The sequence below is a fragment of the Kitasatospora sp. NPDC057015 genome (assembly GCF_042673745.1).
Taxonomy (GTDB): domain Bacteria; phylum Actinomycetota; class Actinomycetes; order Streptomycetales; family Streptomycetaceae; genus Kitasatospora.
Map to the genome: position 1 here is coordinate 50,444 of NZ_JBHUSG010000048.1, position 20,128 is coordinate 70,571.

20 protein-coding genes are annotated in these 20,128 nt (G+C 74.9%); 4 read left to right on the forward strand and 16 right to left on the reverse strand.

All coding sequences use genetic code 11. The annotated features are described in order from the left end of the window. Positions 1–55: 55 nt before the first annotated feature. The 11 genes from ACFTWP_RS33030 to ACFTWP_RS33080 all read right to left on the reverse strand — a co-directional run bounded on the left by ACFTWP_RS33030 (position 56) and on the right by ACFTWP_RS33080 (position 11,080). On the reverse strand, positions 56–1,030 hold the full coding sequence (locus ACFTWP_RS33030; protein WP_380268657.1) for an alpha-ketoacid dehydrogenase subunit beta: 975 nt from the start codon (positions 1,028–1,030) through the stop codon (positions 56–58). Beyond that, positions 1,027–2,019 (reverse strand): thiamine pyrophosphate-dependent dehydrogenase E1 component subunit alpha, encoded by a 993-nt coding sequence (locus ACFTWP_RS33035; protein ID WP_380268658.1) that lies wholly within the window; start codon positions 2,017–2,019, stop codon positions 1,027–1,029. The genes ACFTWP_RS33030 and ACFTWP_RS33035 overlap by 4 nt, the downstream gene beginning before the upstream one ends. Continuing rightward, positions 2,016–2,945, reverse strand: coding sequence for a phytanoyl-CoA dioxygenase family protein (locus ACFTWP_RS33040; RefSeq protein WP_380268659.1), 930 nt, complete (start codon positions 2,943–2,945; stop codon positions 2,016–2,018). Before ACFTWP_RS33040 ends, ACFTWP_RS33035 begins: the two co-directional genes overlap by 4 nt. A 68-nt stretch (positions 2,946–3,013) precedes the next feature. Then, positions 3,014–4,009 (reverse strand): 4-hydroxyphenylpyruvate dioxygenase, encoded by a 996-nt coding sequence (gene hppD / locus ACFTWP_RS33045; RefSeq protein ID WP_380268660.1) that lies wholly within the window; start codon positions 4,007–4,009, stop codon positions 3,014–3,016. Between the two features lie 37 nt (positions 4,010–4,046). After that, on the reverse strand, positions 4,047–5,330 hold the full coding sequence (locus ACFTWP_RS33050) for a beta-ketoacyl-[acyl-carrier-protein] synthase family protein (protein ID WP_380268661.1): 1,284 nt from the start codon (positions 5,328–5,330) through the stop codon (positions 4,047–4,049). Then, positions 5,327–6,946, reverse strand: coding sequence for a class I adenylate-forming enzyme family protein (locus ACFTWP_RS33055; RefSeq protein ID WP_380268662.1), 1,620 nt, complete (start codon positions 6,944–6,946; stop codon positions 5,327–5,329). The genes ACFTWP_RS33050 and ACFTWP_RS33055 overlap by 4 nt, the downstream gene beginning before the upstream one ends. 256 nt (positions 6,947–7,202) lie before the next feature. Further along, complete coding sequence (locus tag ACFTWP_RS33060) at positions 7,203–7,802, reverse strand: hypothetical protein (protein WP_380268663.1); 600 nt, start codon at positions 7,800–7,802, stop codon at positions 7,203–7,205. After that, on the reverse strand, positions 7,799–8,980 hold the full coding sequence (locus ACFTWP_RS33065; RefSeq protein ID WP_380268664.1) for a beta-ketoacyl synthase N-terminal-like domain-containing protein: 1,182 nt from the start codon (positions 8,978–8,980) through the stop codon (positions 7,799–7,801). The genes ACFTWP_RS33060 and ACFTWP_RS33065 overlap by 4 nt, the downstream gene beginning before the upstream one ends. After that, positions 8,977–9,273: an acyl carrier protein gene (locus ACFTWP_RS33070; protein ID WP_380268665.1), complete on the reverse strand. Its 297-nt coding sequence runs from the start codon at positions 9,271–9,273 to the stop codon at positions 8,977–8,979. The genes ACFTWP_RS33065 and ACFTWP_RS33070 overlap by 4 nt, the downstream gene beginning before the upstream one ends. Continuing rightward, positions 9,270–9,557 carry a phosphopantetheine-binding protein gene (locus ACFTWP_RS33075; RefSeq protein ID WP_380268666.1) on the reverse strand — a complete coding sequence of 96 codons (288 nt, stop codon included), beginning with the start codon at positions 9,555–9,557 and terminating at the stop codon, positions 9,270–9,272. The genes ACFTWP_RS33070 and ACFTWP_RS33075 overlap by 4 nt, the downstream gene beginning before the upstream one ends. Positions 9,558–9,652: 95 nt before the next feature. Then, entirely contained in the window at positions 9,653–11,080 is a 1,428-nt protein-coding gene (locus tag ACFTWP_RS33080) for a class I adenylate-forming enzyme family protein (protein ID WP_380268667.1), read from the reverse strand. Positions 11,081–11,257: 177 nt separating this feature from the next. Between ACFTWP_RS33080 and ACFTWP_RS33085 the strand changes: the two genes are divergently transcribed. The 4 genes from ACFTWP_RS33085 to ACFTWP_RS33100 all read left to right on the forward strand — a co-directional run bounded on the left by ACFTWP_RS33085 (position 11,258) and on the right by ACFTWP_RS33100 (position 15,633). Next, the gene (locus ACFTWP_RS33085) at positions 11,258–12,421 is read left to right on the forward strand and encodes an alpha-hydroxy acid oxidase (protein ID WP_380268668.1); all 1,164 of its coding nucleotides are present in this window, start codon (positions 11,258–11,260) and stop codon (positions 12,419–12,421) included. Further along, positions 12,418–13,191: a methyltransferase domain-containing protein gene (locus ACFTWP_RS33090; RefSeq protein WP_380268669.1), complete on the forward strand. Its 774-nt coding sequence runs from the start codon at positions 12,418–12,420 to the stop codon at positions 13,189–13,191. Before ACFTWP_RS33085 ends, ACFTWP_RS33090 begins: the two co-directional genes overlap by 4 nt. 160 nt (positions 13,192–13,351) lie before the next feature. Continuing rightward, positions 13,352–14,293: an alpha/beta hydrolase gene (locus ACFTWP_RS33095; RefSeq protein ID WP_380268670.1), complete on the forward strand. Its 942-nt coding sequence runs from the start codon at positions 13,352–13,354 to the stop codon at positions 14,291–14,293. Further along, positions 14,290–15,633, forward strand: coding sequence for a PLP-dependent aminotransferase family protein (locus tag ACFTWP_RS33100; RefSeq protein ID WP_380268671.1), 1,344 nt, complete (start codon positions 14,290–14,292; stop codon positions 15,631–15,633). Before ACFTWP_RS33095 ends, ACFTWP_RS33100 begins: the two co-directional genes overlap by 4 nt. Before the next feature lie 107 nt (positions 15,634–15,740). Here the strand turns inward: ACFTWP_RS33100 and ACFTWP_RS33105 are convergent, their stop codons facing one another. The 5 genes from ACFTWP_RS33105 to ACFTWP_RS33125 all read right to left on the reverse strand — a co-directional run bounded on the left by ACFTWP_RS33105 (position 15,741) and on the right by ACFTWP_RS33125 (position 20,124). Continuing rightward, positions 15,741–16,130, reverse strand: a complete 390-nt coding sequence (locus ACFTWP_RS33105) for a transglycosylase family protein (protein WP_380268672.1) — start codon at positions 16,128–16,130, stop codon at positions 15,741–15,743. Positions 16,131–16,542: 412 nt separating this feature from the next. Then, positions 16,543–17,307, reverse strand: coding sequence for an ABC transporter permease (locus ACFTWP_RS33110; protein WP_380268673.1), 765 nt, complete (start codon positions 17,305–17,307; stop codon positions 16,543–16,545). Between the two features lie 214 nt (positions 17,308–17,521). Next, on the reverse strand, positions 17,522–18,532 hold the full coding sequence (locus ACFTWP_RS33115; protein WP_380268674.1) for an ATP-binding cassette domain-containing protein: 1,011 nt from the start codon (positions 18,530–18,532) through the stop codon (positions 17,522–17,524). A 111-nt stretch (positions 18,533–18,643) separates the two neighbouring features. Then, entirely contained in the window at positions 18,644–19,810 is a 1,167-nt protein-coding gene (locus ACFTWP_RS33120) for a glycosyltransferase (RefSeq protein WP_380268675.1), read from the reverse strand. Next, a complete protein-coding gene (locus ACFTWP_RS33125; RefSeq protein ID WP_380268676.1) occupies positions 19,807–20,124 on the reverse strand; it encodes a hypothetical protein in 318 nt (105 codons plus the stop codon). Before ACFTWP_RS33125 ends, ACFTWP_RS33120 begins: the two co-directional genes overlap by 4 nt. Positions 20,125–20,128: the final 4 nt, after the last annotated feature.

A 20,128-nucleotide genomic window follows, 5' to 3' on the forward strand; every position in this document is an offset into this window, starting at 1 on the left:
TGTGGGGGGCGGGGCCGGTGTACTGCGGAGCGCCGATTCTGGCAGGACCAGTGCGTCAGCGCCACGGATTCTTCACAACTGACCTGATGGCATGCAGGAGTTGCTCCCGACCGGGCTGCAGGGCACGGTCGAGCCCGGGGGCGAAGGGCAGCACCGCGCCGTCCGGCCGGGTGATCCGTCGCGGCGGGGCGAGCAGGCGCATCTCCTCGGCGGCGGTGGCGAGCACCTCGCCGCCGATGCCGCAGCTGCGGTTGGAGTCGTCGACCACCACCAGCCGGCCGGTGCGCTCCAGCGAGGCGGCGAGCGCCGGCCAGTCGAAGGGGTACAGGGTGCGGGGGTCGAAGACCTCGACCGAGATCTCCCCGGCGAGTTCCTCGGCCACCGCCAGGGCGTCGTGCACCAGGTGGCCGACGGCGACCACGGTGACGTCGGTGCCCGCGCGGTGGATCCGGGCCGAGCCCAACGGGACGGGCGCCAGCTCCCAGGTGACGTTCTCGCGGACGCCGAGAGCGGCGGCCGGGGCGAAGACCACCACCGGGTCCGGGTCGCGGATCGCCGAGAGCAGCAGGCCGTACGCGTCCGTGGGGGTGGCCGGGACGAGGGTCTTCACCCCGGAGTGGGCGAACAGGCTGTACGGATGGTCCGAGTGCTGCCCGGCCCAGCCGTCCCGGGAGCCGGAGCCGGGGACCAGACAGGTCAGCGGCACGCTCGCCTGGCCACCCGTCATCAGGGAGAACTTGTGGGCCTGGTTCACCAGTTGCTCGAACACCAGGAAGAGCAGCGCGGGGATCTGGAACTCGATCACCGGCCGCCGGCCGGCCAGTGCGGCGCCCACCGCCATGCCGGTGAAGGCCTGTTCGGACAGCGGGGTGTCCACCACCCGGTCGGCGCCGAACCGGTCCAGCAGGCCGAGCGTCGGTCCGGCCAGTCCGGCGCCGATGTCCTCGCCGAGCAGGAACACCGCGGGGTCGTCGGCGAGCGCGTCGCCGAGCGCCCGGTTGAGCGCCTTGGTGTAGGAGAGCTTGCTCACGCGACCACTCCCGCGCGCGGCCGGTACCCGTCGGCGTACAGGTGGTCCAGGGCGCCGGCCGGGTCGGGGTGCACCGAGGCCAGCGCGAACTCCTCGGCCTCGGCGAGCTCCCGCTCCACCTCGGCGTCGAGCTGCTCGGTGCGGCCGGCCCCCAGCGTCGCCGCTGCCCGCGGCAGCGGGTCGCGGGCGCGCCAGTCCTCGATCTCCTCGGCGGTGCGGTAGCGCAGTTTCATCCGGCGCTCCATGGTGTGGTGCCCCTCGAAGCGGTAGGTCCGGCACTCCAGGAAGGTCGGCCCCTCGCCCGCGCGGGCCCGGTGCACGGCGAGATCGCTCGCCGCCCGTACGGCCTCGGTGTCCATGCCGTCCACCTCGACGGCCGGGATCCCGAAGGCGGCCGCGCGGCCGACGGCGCTGCCGGCCACCGCGGTGGCGGCCGGCAGGGTGGTGGCGTAGCCGTTGTTCTCGCAGACGAACAGGACCGGCAGTCGCCACATCGCGGCCAGGTTGAGCGACTCCAGCAGTACGCCCTGGTTCAGCGCGCCGTCGCCGAAGAAGCAGACCGCCACCCCGTCCTCGCCCGCCTGGCGGGCGGCCCAGGCGGCGCCGACGGCGATGGGCGCGCCCGCGCCGACGATCCCGTTGGCGCCCAGGATGCCGAGCGAGAGGTCGGCGGCGTGCATCGAGCCGCCCCGGCCGAGGTTCAAGCCGCCGACGCGGCCGGTCAGTTCGGCCAGCAGTCGGCGCGGGTCGGCGCCCTTGGCGAGGACGTGGCCGTGGCCGCGGTGGGTGCTGGTGATCCGGTCCTGCGGGCCGAGCGCCGCGCAGACGCCGACCGCGACGGCCTCCTGCCCGATGTACGGGTGGATGCCACCGGTGATCGCGCCGGACCGGACCAGGCGCAGGGCCAGTTCCTCGAAGCCGCGGATCAGCCGCAGCATCCGGTACCTGCCCTCGGGGCTCTCCAGGCCGACGACGTGACTGACCGTCACAGAGCGCCCTGCCAGATCGGCGGGCAGATGTCCGGGTCGGCGTAGTCGGGGCGCCCGTCGGCGGTGCGGCGGACCACCACGTCGTGGTTGTAGACCACGGTGCCGCCGTCCGGGCGGGTGTGCCGGCGGTACTCGTTGGCGCCGTCCTGGAGGTGCAGCGAGACGGCCCGGCGCGGGTCGGCGGCGAGGTTGGCGCCGCTGCCGTGGTAGGTGCGGCAGTGGTGGAAGCTGACGTGCCCGCGGGGGATCAGCATCGGGACCTTCGTGACCTGCTGCCCGTTGAACCGGGCGTTCTCCAGCAGCAGTTCCTCCAGCTCGGAGCGGTCGCGCTGGGCGAAGTGGCGGCTGGAGTCCTCGCCGGAGTCGAGCTCGCGCCAGCGGTGGCTGCCGTCGACCATGGTGATGGTGCCGTTCTCCTGCGCGCAGTCGTGGAACGGGATGAACGCGGTGAGCATCCGCTCCGAGGTGCTGGTCTGCCAGTAGTGCCGGTCGAAGTGCCAGGGCACCTGGTTGCTGGGCTCCTCGGGCACCGGCGGCTTGTAGATCAGGGTCGCCTGGAAGATCCGGATCTCCTCGGCCCGGGCGAGCAGGGCGGCCACCGCGCCGAGCAGCGGCTTGCGCAGGATCGCGCCGATCGCGTCGCTCTCGTAGTGCACGTAGTCGTTGTGCCGCTGGACGGGCCCGTGCGAGGGCTCCCAGGCGGCGAGGTTCGGCGGCCGGACCGCCAGGGTGCGGTCGCGGTGCCCCTCGTAGTACTTCTCGGTGGCGTCCTGGAGGGTGTCGAGCTCCTCGTCGGAGAACAGCCGGCGGGACAGGTACCAGCCGTGTTCGAGGTAGCCCTCGACCTCCTCGGGCGTGGGCAGCAGGGCGCGTTCGGCGTCGGTCAGCCGGAATGCCTGCGGGTCGGTGTGCGGGACGGTCGTCATGGGCCGGGCCTCCTCGTTCGGTCGGTGCGTGGTGTCCGGGGCGGGCCGCCGCGGTGGCGGCCGGTCGCTCAGACGGACGCGGTGGCGTTCTGGCGCTCGACGGCCTCGTACAGGGCCTTGATGTTGGCGGTGCCGAACGTCCCGGCGCCCTGGCGCTCGATCAGTTCCAGGAAGAAGGTCCGCCGGGAGTGCACCGAGCGGACGAAGATCTGGAACAGTTGCCCGCCGTGGTCCTGGTCGACCAGGACGTCGAGTTCGCGCAGGGTCGCGACCGGGATCGCGGTCTCGCCGAGCCGTCCGGCCAGGCCGTCGTAGTAGGCGCCCGGGGTGCTGAGGAACTCGACGCCGCGCTCGCGGCAGGTCCGTACCGCGGTGGCGATGTCACGGGTGCGGAACGCGAGGTGCTGGACCCCGGCGCCCTCGTGGGCCTCCAGGAAGGTGTCGATCTGCCCCGGTCGGCGCTCGGTGTCCGGCTCGATCAGGGTGAAGGTCACCGCGCCCGAGGCGCTCTGCACCACGCTGGAGTCCATGCCCTGCTCGCCGACCGAGATGTACTCGCCGAAGATCCGGTGGAAGCCGAGCGCCGCCTCGCAGAACCGCACGGCGGGGGCGAGCTCCCCGGCCGGCACGCAGATCGCCACGTGGTCGAGGGCCTCCAGGAGGTCGCCGGGCGCCGCCGGTTCGACCGCGGCGGGGGTGTCGGCGACGAACCGCAGGGCCACGTCGCCGAAGCCGGCCACCAGCCCGCCCGCGCGGTCGAGCACGATCCCGCCGTGCCGCTCGGCGCGCTCCAGCGCGGCCTGCGGGTCCGGACAGCCGAGCGCGATCACGGCGACGCCGTCCCCGTGCCGGGCCACGAACCGGGCCACCGGGTGGTCGGCCGACTCGGCCGAGTGGAGCCGCAGCCGGATGGCTCCCTGGTGCAGGTACACGCTCCGGGTGCCGGGCTCGGGCACCGGCTGGTGGGCGTCGGGCGCGAAGCCGAAGCCCGCGCGGAGGTCGGCCGCCGACCGGGCGGCGTCCGCGCAGTGGTACTCGACATGGGTGATGGCCTGGATGGACAACGGAGCTCCCCGGACTGATGGTCTGACAGGTGAACTGCTACTTCACGGCGCGGGTGGACGCCGGGCCGAAGATCAGGCTGATGTTGTGGCCGCCGAAGGCGAAGGCGTTGGTCAGCGCGGCGCCGGGCCGGACGGTCCGGGCCGCGCCGCGCACGTGGTCGAGGGCGCAGGCCGGGTCGGGGCTCTCCAGGTTGGCGGTCGGCGGCAGCACGCCCCGGGCGACCGCCAACGCGGTGACCGCCGCCTCCACCGCTCCCGCCGCCCCCAGCAGGTGGCCGGTCGACCCCTTGGTCGAGCTGACGGCCGGCTGGTGCGTGCCGAAGACCGCCAGCAGGGCGGCCGACTCGGCGAGGTCGCCCAGCTTGGTGCCCGTCCCGTGCGCGTTGACGTAGCCGATGTCGGCCGGGGCGAGGTCGGCGTTGGCCAGCGCCGCGCGCATCGAGTCCGCCGCGCCCTCGCCGTCGGGGCGGGGCATGGTCGGGTGGTGCGCGTCGGTGGAGGCGCCCCATCCGATCAGGTCGGCGTAGCCGGCGGCGCCGCGGGCGTCCGCGTGGGCGGTCCGCTCCAGGACGAGGACGCCGCTGCCCTCCCCGAGGACGAAGCCGTTGCGGCCGGTGTCGAAGGGCCGGCTCGACCGCTCCGGATCCTCCCAACCATGGGCGAGGGCACGGGCGTTGGTGAAGGCCGCCGCGATGGTCGGGTGCAGCGAGGACTCGCTGCCGCCGCACACCACCACGTCGGCGTCGCCGGCGCGGATCAGCCGCAGGCCCTCGGCGACCGCCTGGGCACCGGCCGCGCAGGCCGTCACCACCGCCGAACTGTAGCCCCGGATACCGTGCTTGATGGCGATCCGGGCGGCGGCCATGTTGGACAGCATGCCGGGCAGCAGGTAGGGGCTGACGCCGGTGCGGCCGCGGTCCAGGCGCCGGTGCGACTGCTGCTCGAAGGTCTGCAGCCCGCCGCCGCCGGTGGCCAGCACGACCGCGACCCGGCGCGGATCGACGTCCCGCCCCACCACGAGTCCGGCGTCGGCGAGGGCGTCGTCGGCGGCGGCGAGGGCGAGCAGGACGAAGCGGTCCACGCAGCGGGTCTCGGTCGGCGGCAGCACCTCGCGGCCCTCGACGGCCTGCGCGAGGCCCGCCGCCTCCAGCCAGCCGTGCGCGGCGTGGCCCTCGGGCAGGGCCCGGATGCCGGAGCGGCCGGCGGTCAGCGCCTCGAAGACCTCGGCGGGTTTGCGGCCGACCGGGGTGAGCAGGCCCATCCCGGTGACCACCGCGCCGGGCCGGCCGGCCGGGGCGCCGGCGGCGGGGTTCGCGGTCATCGGGCGGCCACCGAGTCGAGGTACTGCTGGCGCAGCAGGACCTTGCGGACCTTGCCGGTCGGGCCGAGCGGGATCCGGTCGCCCGTCACCACCAGGACCTGCCGGACGGTCGCCGCGGTGTGCTCGTCGAGCGCCGCCGTGACCTCCTTGGTGCGGTCGACGGCCGGGTCCGCGCCGGCGGCGAGCTGCAGCAGGATGTCGGTGACCACCCGGTCGCCGTCCCGTACCGCGACCACCGTGCAGTCCACCACCTCGGGGCAGCCGGCCAGCACCCGCTCCTCCGACATGGCTGTGAACAGCCGCTTGCCGCCGCCGAGTTCGACCGAGTCGACGGCTCGGTCCACGTGGTAGTAGTAGCCCTCCTCGTCCCGGTACATCAGGTCGCCGGTGAGGAAGTAGCCACGGACCCGGGTGCGGAAGGTGGTCGCCGAGTCGTTCCAGTAGCCCAGGGCCAGGGTCGGTGAGGTGGTGCCCAGCTCGCCGACCTCGCCGGGGCCGAGCGGCTCGCCGTCCGGGCCGAGCACGGCGCAGTCGACGAAGGCGTGCGGGCGCCCGACGCAGCGGCCGTAGCGCTCGGTGCCGGGGCCGTGGGTGATGAAGAAGTGCGAGTGGCCCATCTCGGTCGAGCCGAGCCCGTCCACGAAGAGCGAGCCGGGGGTGCGGGCGCGGCCGGCCCGGGTGACGGTCTCGCGCGAACCGGTGGCGATCAGGCGCCGGATGTGGACCTCGTGCGCGCAGTCGCCGGTGTTCCACCACAGCGCCACCGAGTCGAGGCCGCGCTCGCCCAGGTCGTGGTGCGCGAGTTCGGCCCAGGTGGCGGCGAAGCCGATCACGCCGCGCGGCTGCCAGCTCTCGATCGCGTCCAGTACGCCGTCACCGGACTGGCGCGAGAGCAGGGCGATCTCGGCGTGCGAGCTGAGCGCCAGGTTGACCGCGATCAGGGTGGCGGCGTGCGGCGCGGGCAGCGCGCTGAGCATCCGGTCGGACCCCTGCGGGCGGGGCAGCGAGAGGCGGTGGCGAATGGCCGCGTAGAGGCTGGCGTGGGAGTGCACCACGGCCTTCGGCATGCCGGTGGTGCCGGAGGAGTGGGTGATCGCGACCGGGTCGCCCGACCAGTGGCGGTACGGCTCGGGCGCGGCGTCCGGGTCGCCCGACCCCAGGGTGGCGATCTCGGGGAGGGCCGGCGTGGCGGTGTCGTGTCCGGCGAGCGCCGCCAGGTGCGCGGCGTCGGCGAGGACGCCGACGGCGCCCAGCCGGCTGATGTAGCGGGCGGCCCGCTCACCGTCCAGGTTCGGGTTGAGCAGGGCGGGGATCGCACCGAGCCGGGCCAGCGCGAGGAAGGCCAGCACGTGGTCGGCGGCGTCGGTCGCGTAGACCACCACCGGGTCGCGCGGGAGGACGCCGAGCGCGTGCAGCGCCGCGGCGCGGGCGCGGACGGCGCGGTCGAGCTCGCGCAGGGTGAAGGGCTGCCAGGCGGCGTGGTCGTCCACCGGTGTGTCGAAGGTCAGCAGTGGCTCGTCCAGGCCGAGTCCCAACGCGATCCTCTTGGTCAGCACGTTGCCTGCGCCGACCTGCGGATCGTCCGCCAGAAGGGTGCGGATGCTGCGGATGCTCACGGTGATGGATCCCTCCCATGGCGCTGGCCATGCTGGTGCGAGAGGCGGTGTGCGGGGACCGCTCGGGTGTGGGTGCGGGTGGCTGGGTACGGCTGGGTGGGGGTGTGGCCGGGTGGTCGGGCCCCGGTCCGGGGGGCCGGTCGGGCGGTCTCCGGGCGGCGGTGCGCGGACGACGGGTGCCGGGTGGCTGCTCGGTGGGCGATCGGTCGACGCGGCTCCGGCCGGGGGTGTTCGGCAGGAGCGGGTTCGGCCGGGCTCAGGCGAGGGTGACCAGCAGGGCGACGGCCCGGTCCTGGTACGACGGGGTCGCCGGCCCGGACGGGTCGGTGCGGCCGGTCGGGCCGCCCGCCTCGCCGGGATCGGTCCGTGGGGTCTGCTCGGCACCGATGACGAGCACCTGGTCGGCGTCGCCGTCCGCGAGGAGCAGCTTCGCCAGGTCGAGGGCGTCCGGCGGGACTTCACCGGGGACGGCCGCGACCGGGCTGACGGCCACCACGGGCCCGGTCAACCGCCAGCGGGCGGCGACCAGTCCGAGGACGGCGTTGGGGTTGGACTGGAAGAACAGCAGCGGCGGCACGCGCTGCCCGGACGCGGCCGCGGTGTCGATGGCCAGGGCGGTGGCGAGGTCGCCGCTGCCGCTGGCCAGCAGCAGCGCCGTCCGGCTGGACACCGGCCCCCGGGCCTCGGCCGGGCCGAAGTGGCTGCGGAGGCAGCGCTCGGCGGTCTCGGCGACCAGCGGGTTGAAGGAGGAGGCTGTGAAGCCCGCGAGCGGGGGGAGCGCGTCCCGGTGATCCGGGGCCCCGACGGCTTCGGGGTCGGGCCAGCGGCCCTCGGCGAGGATCCGGAGCCGGCTCATCCGGCGGCCACCAGGAGTGCGGTGTTGGCGCCGCCGAAGGCGGAGTTGAGGCTGAGCGCGTACGCCGGGCGGGCGGCGCGCGGCCCGTCCAGCACGAGGTCCAGGCCGAGGTCCGGGTCGGGGCCCAGCCAGCTGGCGTTCACCGGTAGCAGGCCCTCGCGCAACGCGCCGATGGTGACGACGAGTTCGAGCAGGGCGGAGGCCTCCAGAGCGTGTCCGTGTACGGACTTGCTGGAGCTGACCGGGAGTTGTTCGGTGTGCCGGCCGAAGGCCCGCCGCAGCGCGCTCGCCTCGGCCCGGTCCGCGAGCGGCGAGCCGGTGCCGTTGGCATTGACGTACCCGACCTCGGCGGGGTCGGCGCCGGCCCTGGTGAGTGCGGAGCCGATGGCCCGGGCCAGCCCCTCGCCGTCCGGGACGGGACGGCACACGTGGTACGCGTCACCGGACCTGCCCCAGCCGGCGAGCCGGGCGAGTGCGGGCGCCCCGCGCCGTTCGGCGGCCGGCTCGGCCTCCACGACGACGGCCACGGCGGCGTCCCCGAGCAGGGTGCCCGTCCGGCCGGCACTGAACGGCCGCAGCTCGCCGTCCCGGGCGAGCGCCCGGCCGGCGTCGAAGGTCGCGAACACCCCCGGGTCCACCAGGTGACCGGCCGCCACCATGACCCGGGGGTGGCGGCCCGAGGCGACCAGGGCGGCGGCGTCGGCCACCGCGGTGCCGGCCGCGACGCAGGCGCCGGTGTAGACCCTGGTCACACCGGTGATCCCCCAGCGGCCCGCCACCGCCCGCGAGACCCGCGCGGCGACCTCCCTGGTACGGAGATCGCTGTGCAGGGCGAGCAGCAGGGGCATCGCGGCGCCGTCCTGCGGGGTCCGGTCCGCGCTGCCGCGCTCCGGGGCCCCGGACTCCGGATCGGCGTCGGGGGCGTCGGGGCCGAGGGCGGCCTGCCGGCAGGCGTCGGCGATGACGCCCGCGACGGCGTCGCCGAGCGGCACGCGTCCGGGCAGCAGCGCCGCCCGCCGGACCCGCCGGGCGGTGACGTCGAAGCGGTCCACCTCGGCGAAGCCGGTCCGGCCGTGGGTGACCGCCGCGGCCAGCGCGCCGGGGCCGGAGCCGCAGGCGCTGAGGACGCCGAGACCGGTGACGACCGGCCGGGCGGCGGGCGGGACGTTGCCAGTCATGACCGGGCGGCTCCGGCGGCCGGCGGGTGTCCCGCGGTGGCGTCGGCCGAGCCCCGGTGCGCGGCGAGGACGGCGGCCCGCAGCACCTCGGTGGCGTCGTCCACGGTCCGGATCTCCTCGAAGCCCTCGTCCGAGAGTTCCAGCTCGATGTCGAAGCGCTGCTCGAACTCCGCGATGAGCCATGTCAGTTCCAGCGACCCCAGGGCGTCCTGGACGGCTCCGGCGGAGCGGTCGCCGAAGGCGGCGAGCATCTCCAGCACCTCGGCCCGGTCGGGGGGTGCGAGTCGGGTCACGCCGGGCTGCCCGCGGTGGTCGGGGTCGCGGCCGCGCCCGCGGCGATCCGGGCGGCCACGTCGGCGCTGAACTCGTCGAGTGTCATCAGCGCGGTGCCCTCCATCTCGTCGAGGTCGAACTTCACCCCGAACTCGTCCTCGACCTGCACCGACAGGTCGGCCAGCGCGAGCGACTCCAGGTCCAGTCCGGCCGGGCCGAGGTCCGTGTCGCCGGTGACCTCGGACACGTCGTACTGCATCTCGGTCAGCGCGGCGAGGACGAACTCGCGGATCCTGTCCTGCATGGTGAACTCCTTGTGCTGTGCGCTGCGCGCGGTGTCGGGGAGGGGCGAATGCGGTGCGGTGGAAAGGGGGCGGGGCCGGGGCCCCGGAGGGCGGGTCAGCCCGCCGCGGGCGCGACCACGGCGCCGCGCAGGGCTGCCGGGTCCCGCAGCAGCTTGCCGGTGGCGGTCCGCGGCAGTGCGTCGAGGAAGGTGAGGCGTCGCGGCCTCTTGTAGGCGGCCAGTTGGCGGACCAGCCGGTCACGGACGGCGTCCGCGTCGGCGGCCTCGTCCGCGGCCAGGAACGCCTCGACGGCTCCCTCGGCGAAGACCACCACGGCCTCCCGGACCTCGGGAAACGCGGCCAGCGTCTGCTCGACCTCGGTGAGGTCCACCTTGAGGCCGCCGATGGAGACCTGCGAGTCCCGCCGGCCGAGGACGGTGACCCGCCCGTCGGCGCCGTCCAGCCGGCCGGCGTCCCTGGTGTGCAGCCAGCCGTCCGACCACCGGCTCGGGTCGACCAGCCCGGGGTACGGGGAGGCGGCCATCCGGATGTGCAACTCGCCGGACTCCTCGCGCAGTTCGACTCCGGGAACCGGCTGCGCCTGCGGATGCAGGGTACCGTCCAGGTCGGTCGCGATGACCCCGAGTTCGGTCATGCCGTACATGGTGCCCAGCGGCACGCCGTACCGGGCGGTGAACGCCGCGGGCAGGCCGGGCCGGACCAGTTCGCCGGCCACGATCATCCGGCGCAGCTGCGGGAGCGGTGCGGGAGCCGCCACCGCCGCCAGCAGTTCGGCGTGGAAGGGCACGCCGATCACCGTGGTGGGGCGCTCGTCCGCGGCGACGGCGGCCAGGATGCCGGCGGCCGTCATCCGCTCGGGCACGGTCAACGGGGCCCGGACGTGCAGGCTGTTGAGGAGCCCGCCGACGAGGCCGAGCACGTGCACCACGGAGGAGAGCAGGACCACCCGCTCGCCGGCGCCGGGGAACCGGGCCAGGCCGGCGTAGCAGTCGAGTTCGCGCAGCAGGTCCGCGGCCGTCCGGGCGATGACCTTGGACGGCCCGGTGGACCCGGAGCTGAGCTGGACCAGCGCGTGCCCGGTGGCCGCCGCCCGGCCGGCCGCGAGCGGCACCGCGACCGGATCGGTCTCGGCGAAGCCGCGCAGCGCCGCCGAGGGCCGGTGCGCCGAGCCGACCAGCACCTGCGGCCGCAGTCGTTCGGTCGCCAGATCGATCTCATGGTCCGTCAGGCGGTGGTCCAGCAGGGCGACTTGGGCGCCGATCTGCCAGCCGGCCAGCAGCGCCGTCACGAAGCCCAGCGAGGGCGGCAGCCGTAGGGCCACCGTCCCGCCGGCGGCCAGGCCGGCGGCGGTGAGCCGTTCGGCCTGCTCGGCGACGAGGCCGCGTAAGGTCCCGCGGTCGACGGCGGAGCCCAGGTGGAGGCACTCCTCGTCGTCGGGGCCGGCCAGGAGGAACCGCTCCACCCAGTCGTGCGGGGCTTCTGCGTGCGGATGTGAAGAGGAGGGAAAGCCGGTCAACGCCACTCCACACAGAGGAGGTCGATATGGACGTCGGTTCACAAGAGGTGCGGTCAATTCCGAATCCAGACAATCGCACAGACGAATCGTCAAATCAAGGTCTATACCAATGAGGTCTGGACCTCCTACGCTGCCGATCCGGGACTGGTCCGAGCGCGGCCGTCCGGGAGAGGAAGCCCGACTATGCCCGTGGGACCGTTCGATCTGGCGGAGGTCGAGCGCGAGGCCCAGACCCGACTCCCCTCCGAGCTCTGGGACTTCATTCAAGGCGGCAGCGGCGGTGAGCGGACGTTGGCGGCCAACCTCGCCCAGTTCGGCCGCTACGCGCTCCGTCCGCGTACGCTGGTCGACGTCTCGTCCTGCGACCCCGCACTGACCCTGCTCGGATCCGCCCTCGACATCCCGGTCGGGATCGCGCCGATGGCGTACCACCGGCTGGTCCACGAGGAGGGGGAGACCGCGACGGCGCGCGCGGCCGGCCGGGCCGGCGCCCTGCTGGTCGCCGGCATCTTCGCCAGCCGCACCCTGGAGGAGATCGCGGCCGCCGCCACCGGGCCGCTCTGGCTGCAGCTCTACTGGCTGCGCCGCCGGGACGCCCTGGCCGGGCTGATCGAGCGCGCGGAGGAGGCCGGCTACCGGGCCCTGGTGCTGACCGTGGACGCGCCGCGGATCGGGCGGCGCCTGCGCGACACCCGCAACGGCTTCACCATCCCGGCGGGGGTGCGCGCCGTCAACCTGGACCCCCGGCTGATGGCCGCCAGCCACCGCGGCGCGGCGGGCTCCTCCGGCATCGAGTCCCATGCCAGGGAGCAGTTCGACCCCACCCTGAGCTGGGCCGATCTGGCCTGGCTGCGCGGGCGCAGCAGCCTGCCGATCGTCCTCAAGGGGATCCTCACGGCGGAGGACGCCCGGCTCGCGGTCGAGCACGGCGCCGCGGCCGTCGTGGTCTCCAACCACGGCGGCCGTCAGCTGGACGGCGCGCTGCCGAGCCTCGCGGCGCTGCCGGAGGTGGTGGACGCGCTGCCGTCGCACGTTCCGGCCCTGGTCGACGGCGGAGTGCGGACCGGAACGGACGTGGCGGTGGCGCTCGCGCTGGGCGCCCGCGCCGTCCTGGTCGGCCGGCCGGTGCTCTGGGGGCTGGCCACGGCGGGGGAGGCCGGCGTCGACCGCGTCCTCGGCCTGCTGCGGAGCGAACTCGACGACGCCATGGCCCTGCTGGGCCGCCCCCGGCTGCGCGACCTCGACCGGAGCGCGCTGGCTGCCTGGCCGGGGCCGACCGGCGGCGCCCGGGGAGAAGTACCCGAACAACCGGCACATCGGCAAGAGAAGGCGGAACAGCGGACATGAAGAAGCAGGACTCCTTCCCCGGCTGGGACTGGGACGATCCGGACGGCCTCGCCGAACTGCTCGACGGGTTCAGCGAGCAGGTCGCCACCTGCGGGAAGCTCGAACCGATCGCCCCCCGGCTGCCATGCGACCGCGAGGAGTTCCTCGAACTCGGCCTCACCGGAATCGAGTTCGCGGCCTTCCGGACGGCGCACCCGGCCGGCCTCGGCACCGACCTGGCCGCGCTCAGCAGCCCGGAGGCGACCACCGAGCCCGGCACCCTCTACCGGGTGGACGGTGACCGCTCCTTCACCCAGCTCGACATCTCCGAGCCGCTGCCGTTCGCCGACGCCAGCGTGGACTGGGTCTACGCCGAGCACCTGATCGAGCACGTGACGATGCCGGTGGCGGTGGGCTGGCTGCGCGAGGCGCGCCGGGTCCTGCGGCCGGGCGGCGTCCTGCGGATCACCACGCCCGACCTGGCCCGCTACCTGGTGGGGTACGCGACCGAGGACGGCTTCCTCGCCCGCCACCGGCGACGGCTCGGGATGCTCGGCTTCGGCCCGCCCATGCCGGCCCGCCCGGCCTTCCTGGTCAACCAGATCTTCCGCTACTACGGCCACCAGTGGATCTACGACCTGGACGAGCTGCGCCACGTGCTGACCAGGGCCGGGTTCGGCCCCGAGCAGATCCGCGAGTGCTCCTACCGCCGGGGTTCGCGCCCCGACGTCGCGGATCTGGACACGGCGTTCCGCACGGACGAGACCATCTACGTCGAGGCCGACCGCTGACACCCCGGCCGCCTTCTCCCGTGCGCGCCGCACCGCGCTTGCAGCGCAGCGCACCGCACGAACCCCGCGCCGCACGGACACCGCAGCGGACGGACCCCGCGCCGCACGGACGCCGTACTCACGCACATCGCGCCGCCCAGCACCGAACGACGGGACACCCATGCCACTGCACCCCCAGGCACAGGAACTGCGCGAGCGCCGCTCGCGCTCGGGGGCGCCGCCCCTGTACACCCTGACCCCGGCCGAGGCCCGGGCGGCCGACCTGGCCGACATCCAGGCCGCCGCCGGCACCCCCGAGCCGGTGGCGGCGGTCGAGGAGCACACGATCGAGGGCCCCGGCGGCCCGCTCACCCTGCGGCTCTACCGGCCGCAGGAGCCCGCGGCCGGGCCCCTCCCCGGGCTGCTCTACCTCTTCGGCGGCGGCTGGACCCTCGGCTCGCTCGACACCTCCGACGCGATCTGCCGGCGGCTCACCAACACGGCCGGCTGCGTCACGGTGTCGGTGGGCTACCGGCTGGCGCCGGAACACCCCTTCCCCGCCGCCGTCCAGGACTGCCGGGCGGCCCTGCACTGGCTGGCCCGGTACGCCCCCGACCTCGGCGTCGACCCCCTGCGGCTGGCCGTCGGCGGCGACAGCGCGGGCGGCAACCTGGCCGCCGCCCTCGCCCTGCTGGGCCGCGACGAGGGCGGCGGCCCCGCGCTGCGGCACCAGCTGCTCGTCTACCCCAACACCGACCACCGGGCCGACACCCCCTCGCTGCGCGAGAACGACGACCCGGCGCTCTTCAACCGCCGCTCGGTGCGCTGGTACTGGAGCCACTACCTGGCCGACGCCGCCGACGGCGACCACCCGCTGGCCTCCCCGCTGCGCGCGCCGCAGCTGGCCGGGCTGCCGCCGGCCACCGTGATCACCGCCGAGTACGACCCGCTGCGCGACGAGGGCGAGCAGTACGCCGAGGCCCTGCGGAGCGCCGGCGTCCCGGTGGAGCTCCGCCGCTACCCGGGCATGCCGCACGGCTTCTTCGCCATGGCCGGAGTGCTCGACGCCGGCCGCGAGGCCCAGCGGTACGCCGCCGAGCGGCTGCGCGAGGCCCTCCGGTGAGCGCGCCGCCGCGCCCGGCCGCCGGCGCCGCGCCCGCCCCGGTCGTGCCGCTCGCGCTCGGTGACCTGCACGCCTCCCTCGCCGACCCGCTGCTCGACGCGATGACCTTCCTCAACGAGGTCACCTCGCGCTACCCCGACGCGGTCTCCTTCGCCCCCGGGCGCCCCTACGAGGGCTTCTTCGAGCCGGCGGACGTCCACGACCACCTGGACGCCTACCTCGCCCACCTCGCCGGGCGCGGGCTCGACCGCGAGGCCGTCCGCACCACCCTGTTCCAGTACGGGCCGACCAAGGGCGTCATCGCCGACCTGGTGGCCCGCACCCTGGCCAACGACGAGGGGCTGGACGTCCCGCCCGAGTCCCTGGTGCTCACGGTCGGCGCCCAGGAGGGCATGCTGCTGGTGCTGCGGGCGCTCTGCGCCACCGCGGACGACGTGCTGCTGGTGAGCTCGCCCTGCTACGTCGGCGTCACCGGGGCCGCCCGGCTGCTGGACCTCAGCACCGTGCCGGTGGCGGAGGGCCCGGGTGGCGGACCCGACCCCGAAGCCGTCGTCGCCGCGGCCCGGGCGGTCCGCGCCGCCGGCCGGCGTCCGCGCGCCCTCTACGTCGTGCCGGACTTCGCGAACCCGTCGGGGGCGAGCATGCTCACGCCGGCCCGGGTGCGCCTGCTGGAGGTGGCGGCGGCGGAGGGCCTGCTGGTCATCGAGGACAACCCGTACGGCTTCTTCGCCCGCGAACCCGGGAGCCGGCCCACCCTGAAGGCGCTCGACCGGCGCCGGCAGGTCGTCTACCTGGGCTCCTTCGCCAAGACCTGCTTCCCCGGCGCCCGGCTCGGCTACGTGGTGGCCGACCAGGAGGTGGCAGGGCCGGGCGGGCGGCTGTCCCTGCTGGCCGACGAGCTGGCCAAGCTCAAGAGCATGACGACGGTCAACACGCCCGCGCTCAGCCAGGCGGTGATCGGGGGCATGCTGCTGCGCGCCGACTGCCGGCTCCGGGCCGCCAACGCCCCGGCGACCGCGTTCTACGCGGCCAACCTGGAGACGCTGCTGCGGGAGTTGGAGCGGCACTTCCCCGAACCCGAGCGGGCCCGGCTCGGGCTGGACTGGAACCGGCCCGAGGGCGGCTTCTTCGCCGTCCTGACGGTGCCCTTCGCCGCCGACGAGGCCGCGATGGAGCGCTGCGCACGGGGTTACGGGGTGCTCTGGACGCCGATGGCGCCGTTCTACCCGGCGGGTGGCGGGGAGTGCCGGCTGCGGCTCTCGATCAGCTCGCTGACCGAGCGTCAGATCGTCGAGGGGGTGGCCGGACTGGCCCGCTTCATCCGCGCCGAGGCAGGGTAGGGCCGGCCGGGCTCCTGAGGTGGGCAAACGCGTGAGGCGCCCCTGGCCCCCGGGGTGATGGGGGTGGGGCGCCTCACGGGATGGTGCCGTGTTGCCGACCGCGGGTGTTACTTGGTGAGGCCGGCCTTCACCGAGCAGACCGGCCAGGCGCCGGGGCCCTGCGAGGCGAGGACCTTCTCGCCGATGGCGATCTGCTGCGCCTTGGTGGCCTGGTGCGCCTGCGGGGCGTACGCGGTGCCGCCGAACGCCGCCCAGGTGGACGAGGTGAACTGCAGGCCGCCGTAGAAGCCGTTGCCCGAGTTGATCGCCCAGTTGCCCGTCGCCTCGCACTGCGCGACCTTGTCCCAGGTCGACAGCGGCGCCGCGGACGCCGAGTTGGCCGTGACGAGGCCGGCCACCGGCAGGGCCAGCACGGCACCCGCCATCAGAGCCGTCCGCACCCGGTTGCGCTTGACGGTGGTCTTGGTGGCAGCGGCGGTCTCGTTACGGAAGATCATGCACGGTCCTTTCGGGGCGCCCCGGCGGGGGCATGGGTGATCAGGCCCGGTGGGGCCCGGTCGTGACGGGGGAGTGCGGGTTCCGGCCGAGTGGCCGTTGTGCTCGCCGCACTGGTTTCGAAGTTACGGACCTCGTCGGCCGGCATCAAGGTTTCGAAGGAAAGGCCCAGCTCAGGGCTTTGTTACCGGCGGTATTCGGGCTTCCGGGGCCCCGTGGTTACGCGGCTGCGCACCCTCGCCGACCCCCGGATGTGGCGCCGGTCACCGCGTTCGGCGGGTGAGCTCGGCCACATTGTCGACCCGGCGTGACGGGCTCCGCACGCACCGCCGATCGCCGCGCGTGCCGTCGGAGCGGTCGGGATGGCCCAGGTCACATCCGGACGCCGACCGGCCCCGTCGCCGTCCCGTCGGCTCACCGCACCCGGGAGGAGAACAGCCGGGCCGACCAGAACACGGCGGCCACCGTCATCGCGGCCACGATCAGCAGGCTCTGCCACACCGCGTTGTCGCCGAGGTGCCCGGAGAACAACGCCCGCATGCCCTCCACCGCCCAGTAGAAGGGGTTCCAGTGGGCCGCGGCCTGCAGCCAGTGCGGTGCCAGGGCCAGCGGCAGCAGCACCCCGGAGAGCAGGGCGATCGGCTGCGCGATGGTGTTCACCACCGGCGCCAGCGCCGAGTCGCTGGGCACCAGCAGCGCGATGCCGTACGAGATGGCGGAGGTCATCAGGGCCAGCAGGGCGAGCAGCAGATAGGCGAGCAGCAGGTCCAGCGGGCGCACCTGGAGGCCGAACGGCAGGGCCAGCAGGGTGATGATGACGGCCTGGACGAGCAGCGCCACCACCTCCCGCAGGGCCCGGCCGAGCAGCAGGGCCAGCCGGCTCACCGGGGTGACCCGCGAGCGCTCGATGATCCCGGCCCGCAGTTCGCCGAGCAGGCTGAAGCCGGTGAACAGGCCGCCGAAGATGACCAGCACGGCCAGCAGGCCCGGTACGTAGATCTGGTACGTCTCGGCGTAGGTGGTGGCCCCCATCGGGGCGAACACCGGCTTGAGCAGTGGCGCGAACAGCAGCAGGTAGAAGAGCGGCTGGATCACGCCGACGGCGATCCAGACCGGGGTGCGGGCCATCAGCAGCAGTTGCCGCTGGAAGACCAGCCAGGTGTCGCGGGCGAGCTTCAACGTGTCCCTGCCTCGGTCGGGCTGCGTGGCGGTCGGGGTGCGTGGCGGTCGGGGTGCATGGCGGTGGGGATGCATGGCGGTGGGGATGCGTGCGCGGTCGGGGCGCGCGGCGGTGGAGCGGCCGCGGCGGCGCGTGGAAACGTGGGGCCCGGGCGGACGGACGGGCCCGAGCGGGCGGGCGCGCCGCCGGGCCGCACGGGACGACCGTCGGCGGTCAGGCCTGCTTGAGCGAGCGCCCGGTCCGGGCCAGGAACACGTCGTCCAGGCTGGGCCGCTGCAGCTGGACGGTGCCGGGGACCACACCCGCGCCGTCCAGGGTCCGCAGCAGCTGCGGGATCGCGGCCGCGCCGTTCTCCACGTACAGCCGCAGGCCGTCCTCGTCCTGGAGTTCCAGTCGGTGCAGGTAGGGCTCGGCGCGCAGGGCGTCGGCCGCCCGCTGGGCCCGATCGGGGCTGCCGTCGCCGCTCTCCAGGCCGACCAGGACCACGTCGCCGGCGATCTCCCGCTTGAGATCCTCCGGCGTGCCCTCGGCCACCGTCCCGCCCTGGTCGATGATCGCGACCCGGTCGCACAGGGCGTCGGCCTCGTCGAGGTAGTGGGTGGTCACGAAGACGGTCATGCCCTCGGCGCGCAGGCGCCGGATCTCGTCCCAGACCTGGCTGCGGCCGGGCGGGTCGAGTCCGACGGTCGGCTCGTCCAGGAACAGCACCTTCGGTTCGTGGATCACCCCGAGGGCGATGTCGACCCGGCGGCGCTGGCCGCCGGAGTAGGTGCTGCAGGGGCGGTCGGCGAAGTCGGTGAGGTCGAAGGCCTTGAGGGCGGCCTCGGTGCGCTGCCCGGCCTCGGCCTTGCCGATGCCGTACATCCGGGCCTGCAGCACCAGCTCCTCGCGGGCGCTGACGGCGTCGGCGGTGCCGCCGCCCTGGGCGACGTAGCCGATCCGGCGCCGGACCTCGCCGGGGTCGGTGAGCAGGTCGGCGCCGGCGATGGTGGCGGCGCCGCCGTCCGGCCTGATCAGGGTGGCGAGCATGCGCAGGGTGGTGGTCTTCCCGGCGCCGTTGGGGCCGAGGAAGCCGAAGATCTCACCTGCCGCCACGTCCAGGTCGATGCCGCGGACGGCGTCGACGGGTGCGGCCTGGCCGCGTTTCCGGGACGGATAGGACTTGCGCAGTCCCTTGGTCTCGATCAACCAGAACTCCCGGGAGGGGATGGCTTGCTGGGGCACCTGGGAAGCGGTGCTGCGCGCCACCCTAGGGTCTCCGGCACCTCGGAAACAATGGCCTAGACCAATGGAAACGGAATTTGATCGTCTGTCAGTGCCGGCGCCGGGCTGCGGTCACGCGCTCGGCCCGGCACCGGCCAGTGCCTCCAGGTGGTCCGCCGCCCGGCGGGCGCCGCCGCCGGCGCGCAGTCCGGCGCCGACCCGAACGGCCGCCTCACGATGGGCGGTTCCGTCCAGCACGGTCCGCAGCGCCGCGGCCAACGCGTCCGGGGCCACCCGGGGGAAGGGCACCCGGACGCCCGCGCCGGCCGCCACCACCTGGGCCGCGACGAACGGCTGGTCGTGCCGGATCGGGGCCACCACCAGCGGAATCCCGTGCACCAGGGCCTCGCCCACGGTGTTCATCCCGGCATGGCAGAGCACCGCGTCGAGCACGCCGCGGGACATCAGCTCCAGCACGGGCGCCCGGTCCACGGCCACCGCATGCGCCGGCAGCTCGGGCAGCAGGGCGCGCGGTGCGGCGATCACCGCCTGGACGTCGGGGCCGCAGAGCTCCAGCGCCCGCACCGCCCGGGCGTGGAAGTCCGTACCGACGTCGCCGGCCAGCGTGCCCATGCTGACCAGGACCTTGCGGCGGCCCCGGTCCAGCCGCTCCCAGGGGAACCCCGGATCGGCCGGCCGCTCGGCGAGGACCGGCCCCACCAGGGCGTACTGCTCCGGGAGGGGCTCGGGGCCGGTGAGCGCGGCGCCGGTCAGGGCCAGCACGAGGTCGGGGGAGAACCTCGGGTCGGTGAACTCCTCCGGCGGCAGGCCGGCCCGCCGCCAGAGCTCGCCGAGCAGGCCGAGCATCCAGGCCTCGACCTGCGGCAACGCCCGCAGCGGGCGGCCCAGTTCCATCGCGCCGGGCGCCAGGGAGGCCCAGCGCAGGCCGTGCCGGTGAGCGACCAGCGCGCCGGCCGGGGTGTGCTGGTCCACCAGCAGCACGTCGGGTCGGAACTCCCGGACCACCCCGTCGAGCGGCTTCGCGGTGAACCGCGCGTACGGGACGATGAATCCCTCCCAGAGCGAGCGCAGCGCGGCGAGGCCGTGCCCGCCCTGGGCCCGGAACAACCGGCTGCCGGTGCCGAACACCTGCTCGGCGGGGCCGAGCAGGGGCCGCAGGACGGCCTCCGAGCCCGTCCAGGCGACCTCGTGCCCGCGTGCCGCGAGCTCCCGGGCGATGCCGACGACCGGGTTGACGTGTCCGGTCAGCGGGGGGACGACCAGCAGGAAGCGGCTCATGCCGGCACCCGCCCGGGCAGCAGCGCCTGCTCCAGCTCGGCCACGGTGAGCGCTTCCAGCCGGTCCAGGTCGCACCCGGCGCGGAGCGCCGCGAGATCGGCCCCGGAGCCGAACCGCTCCCGCAGCAGGGCGGCGAGGGCGGCGAGTTCGCACTCGTCCAGCATCAGGTCGCCGTCCAGCCGGGCCTGCGGGGTGACCAGTGCGGCCCACTCGGGGGGTGCTTCGGCGGCCGCCACCAGCAGTGCGACCAGTTCGGGGTGCACCGCGGGGCCCTGCTCCGGGGCGGGGGCGGCGGGCGGTTCGGGATTCGGCATCGGG

What these genes read in the sequence shown, in the direction of transcription:
- ACFTWP_RS33075 (WP_380268666.1), bottom strand. Translation starts at nt 9,557, where the DNA reads ATGCAGGACAGGATCCGCGAGTTCGTCCTCGCCGCGCTGACCGAGATG.
- ACFTWP_RS33050 (WP_380268661.1), bottom strand. Translation starts at nt 5,330, where the DNA reads ATGACCGCGAACCCCGCCGCCGGCGCCCCGGCCGGCCGGCCCGGCGCG.
- ACFTWP_RS33105 (WP_380268672.1), bottom strand. Translation starts at nt 16,130, where the DNA reads ATGATCTTCCGTAACGAGACCGCCGCTGCCACCAAGACCACCGTCAAG.
- ACFTWP_RS33065 (WP_380268664.1), bottom strand. Translation starts at nt 8,980, where the DNA reads ATGACTGGCAACGTCCCGCCCGCCGCCCGGCCGGTCGTCACCGGTCTC.
- ACFTWP_RS33060 (WP_380268663.1), bottom strand. Translation starts at nt 7,802, where the DNA reads ATGAGCCGGCTCCGGATCCTCGCCGAGGGCCGCTGGCCCGACCCCGAA.
- ACFTWP_RS33090 (WP_380268669.1), top strand. Translation starts at nt 12,418, where the DNA reads ATGAAGAAGCAGGACTCCTTCCCCGGCTGGGACTGGGACGATCCGGAC.
- ACFTWP_RS33085 (WP_380268668.1), top strand. Translation starts at nt 11,258, where the DNA reads ATGCCCGTGGGACCGTTCGATCTGGCGGAGGTCGAGCGCGAGGCCCAG.
- ACFTWP_RS33040 (WP_380268659.1), bottom strand. Translation starts at nt 2,945, where the DNA reads ATGACGACCGTCCCGCACACCGACCCGCAGGCATTCCGGCTGACCGAC.
- ACFTWP_RS33125 (WP_380268676.1), bottom strand. Translation starts at nt 20,124, where the DNA reads ATGCCGAATCCCGAACCGCCCGCCGCCCCCGCCCCGGAGCAGGGCCCC.
- ACFTWP_RS33120 (WP_380268675.1), bottom strand. Translation starts at nt 19,810, where the DNA reads ATGAGCCGCTTCCTGCTGGTCGTCCCCCCGCTGACCGGACACGTCAAC.
- ACFTWP_RS33095 (WP_380268670.1), top strand. Translation starts at nt 13,352, where the DNA reads ATGCCACTGCACCCCCAGGCACAGGAACTGCGCGAGCGCCGCTCGCGC.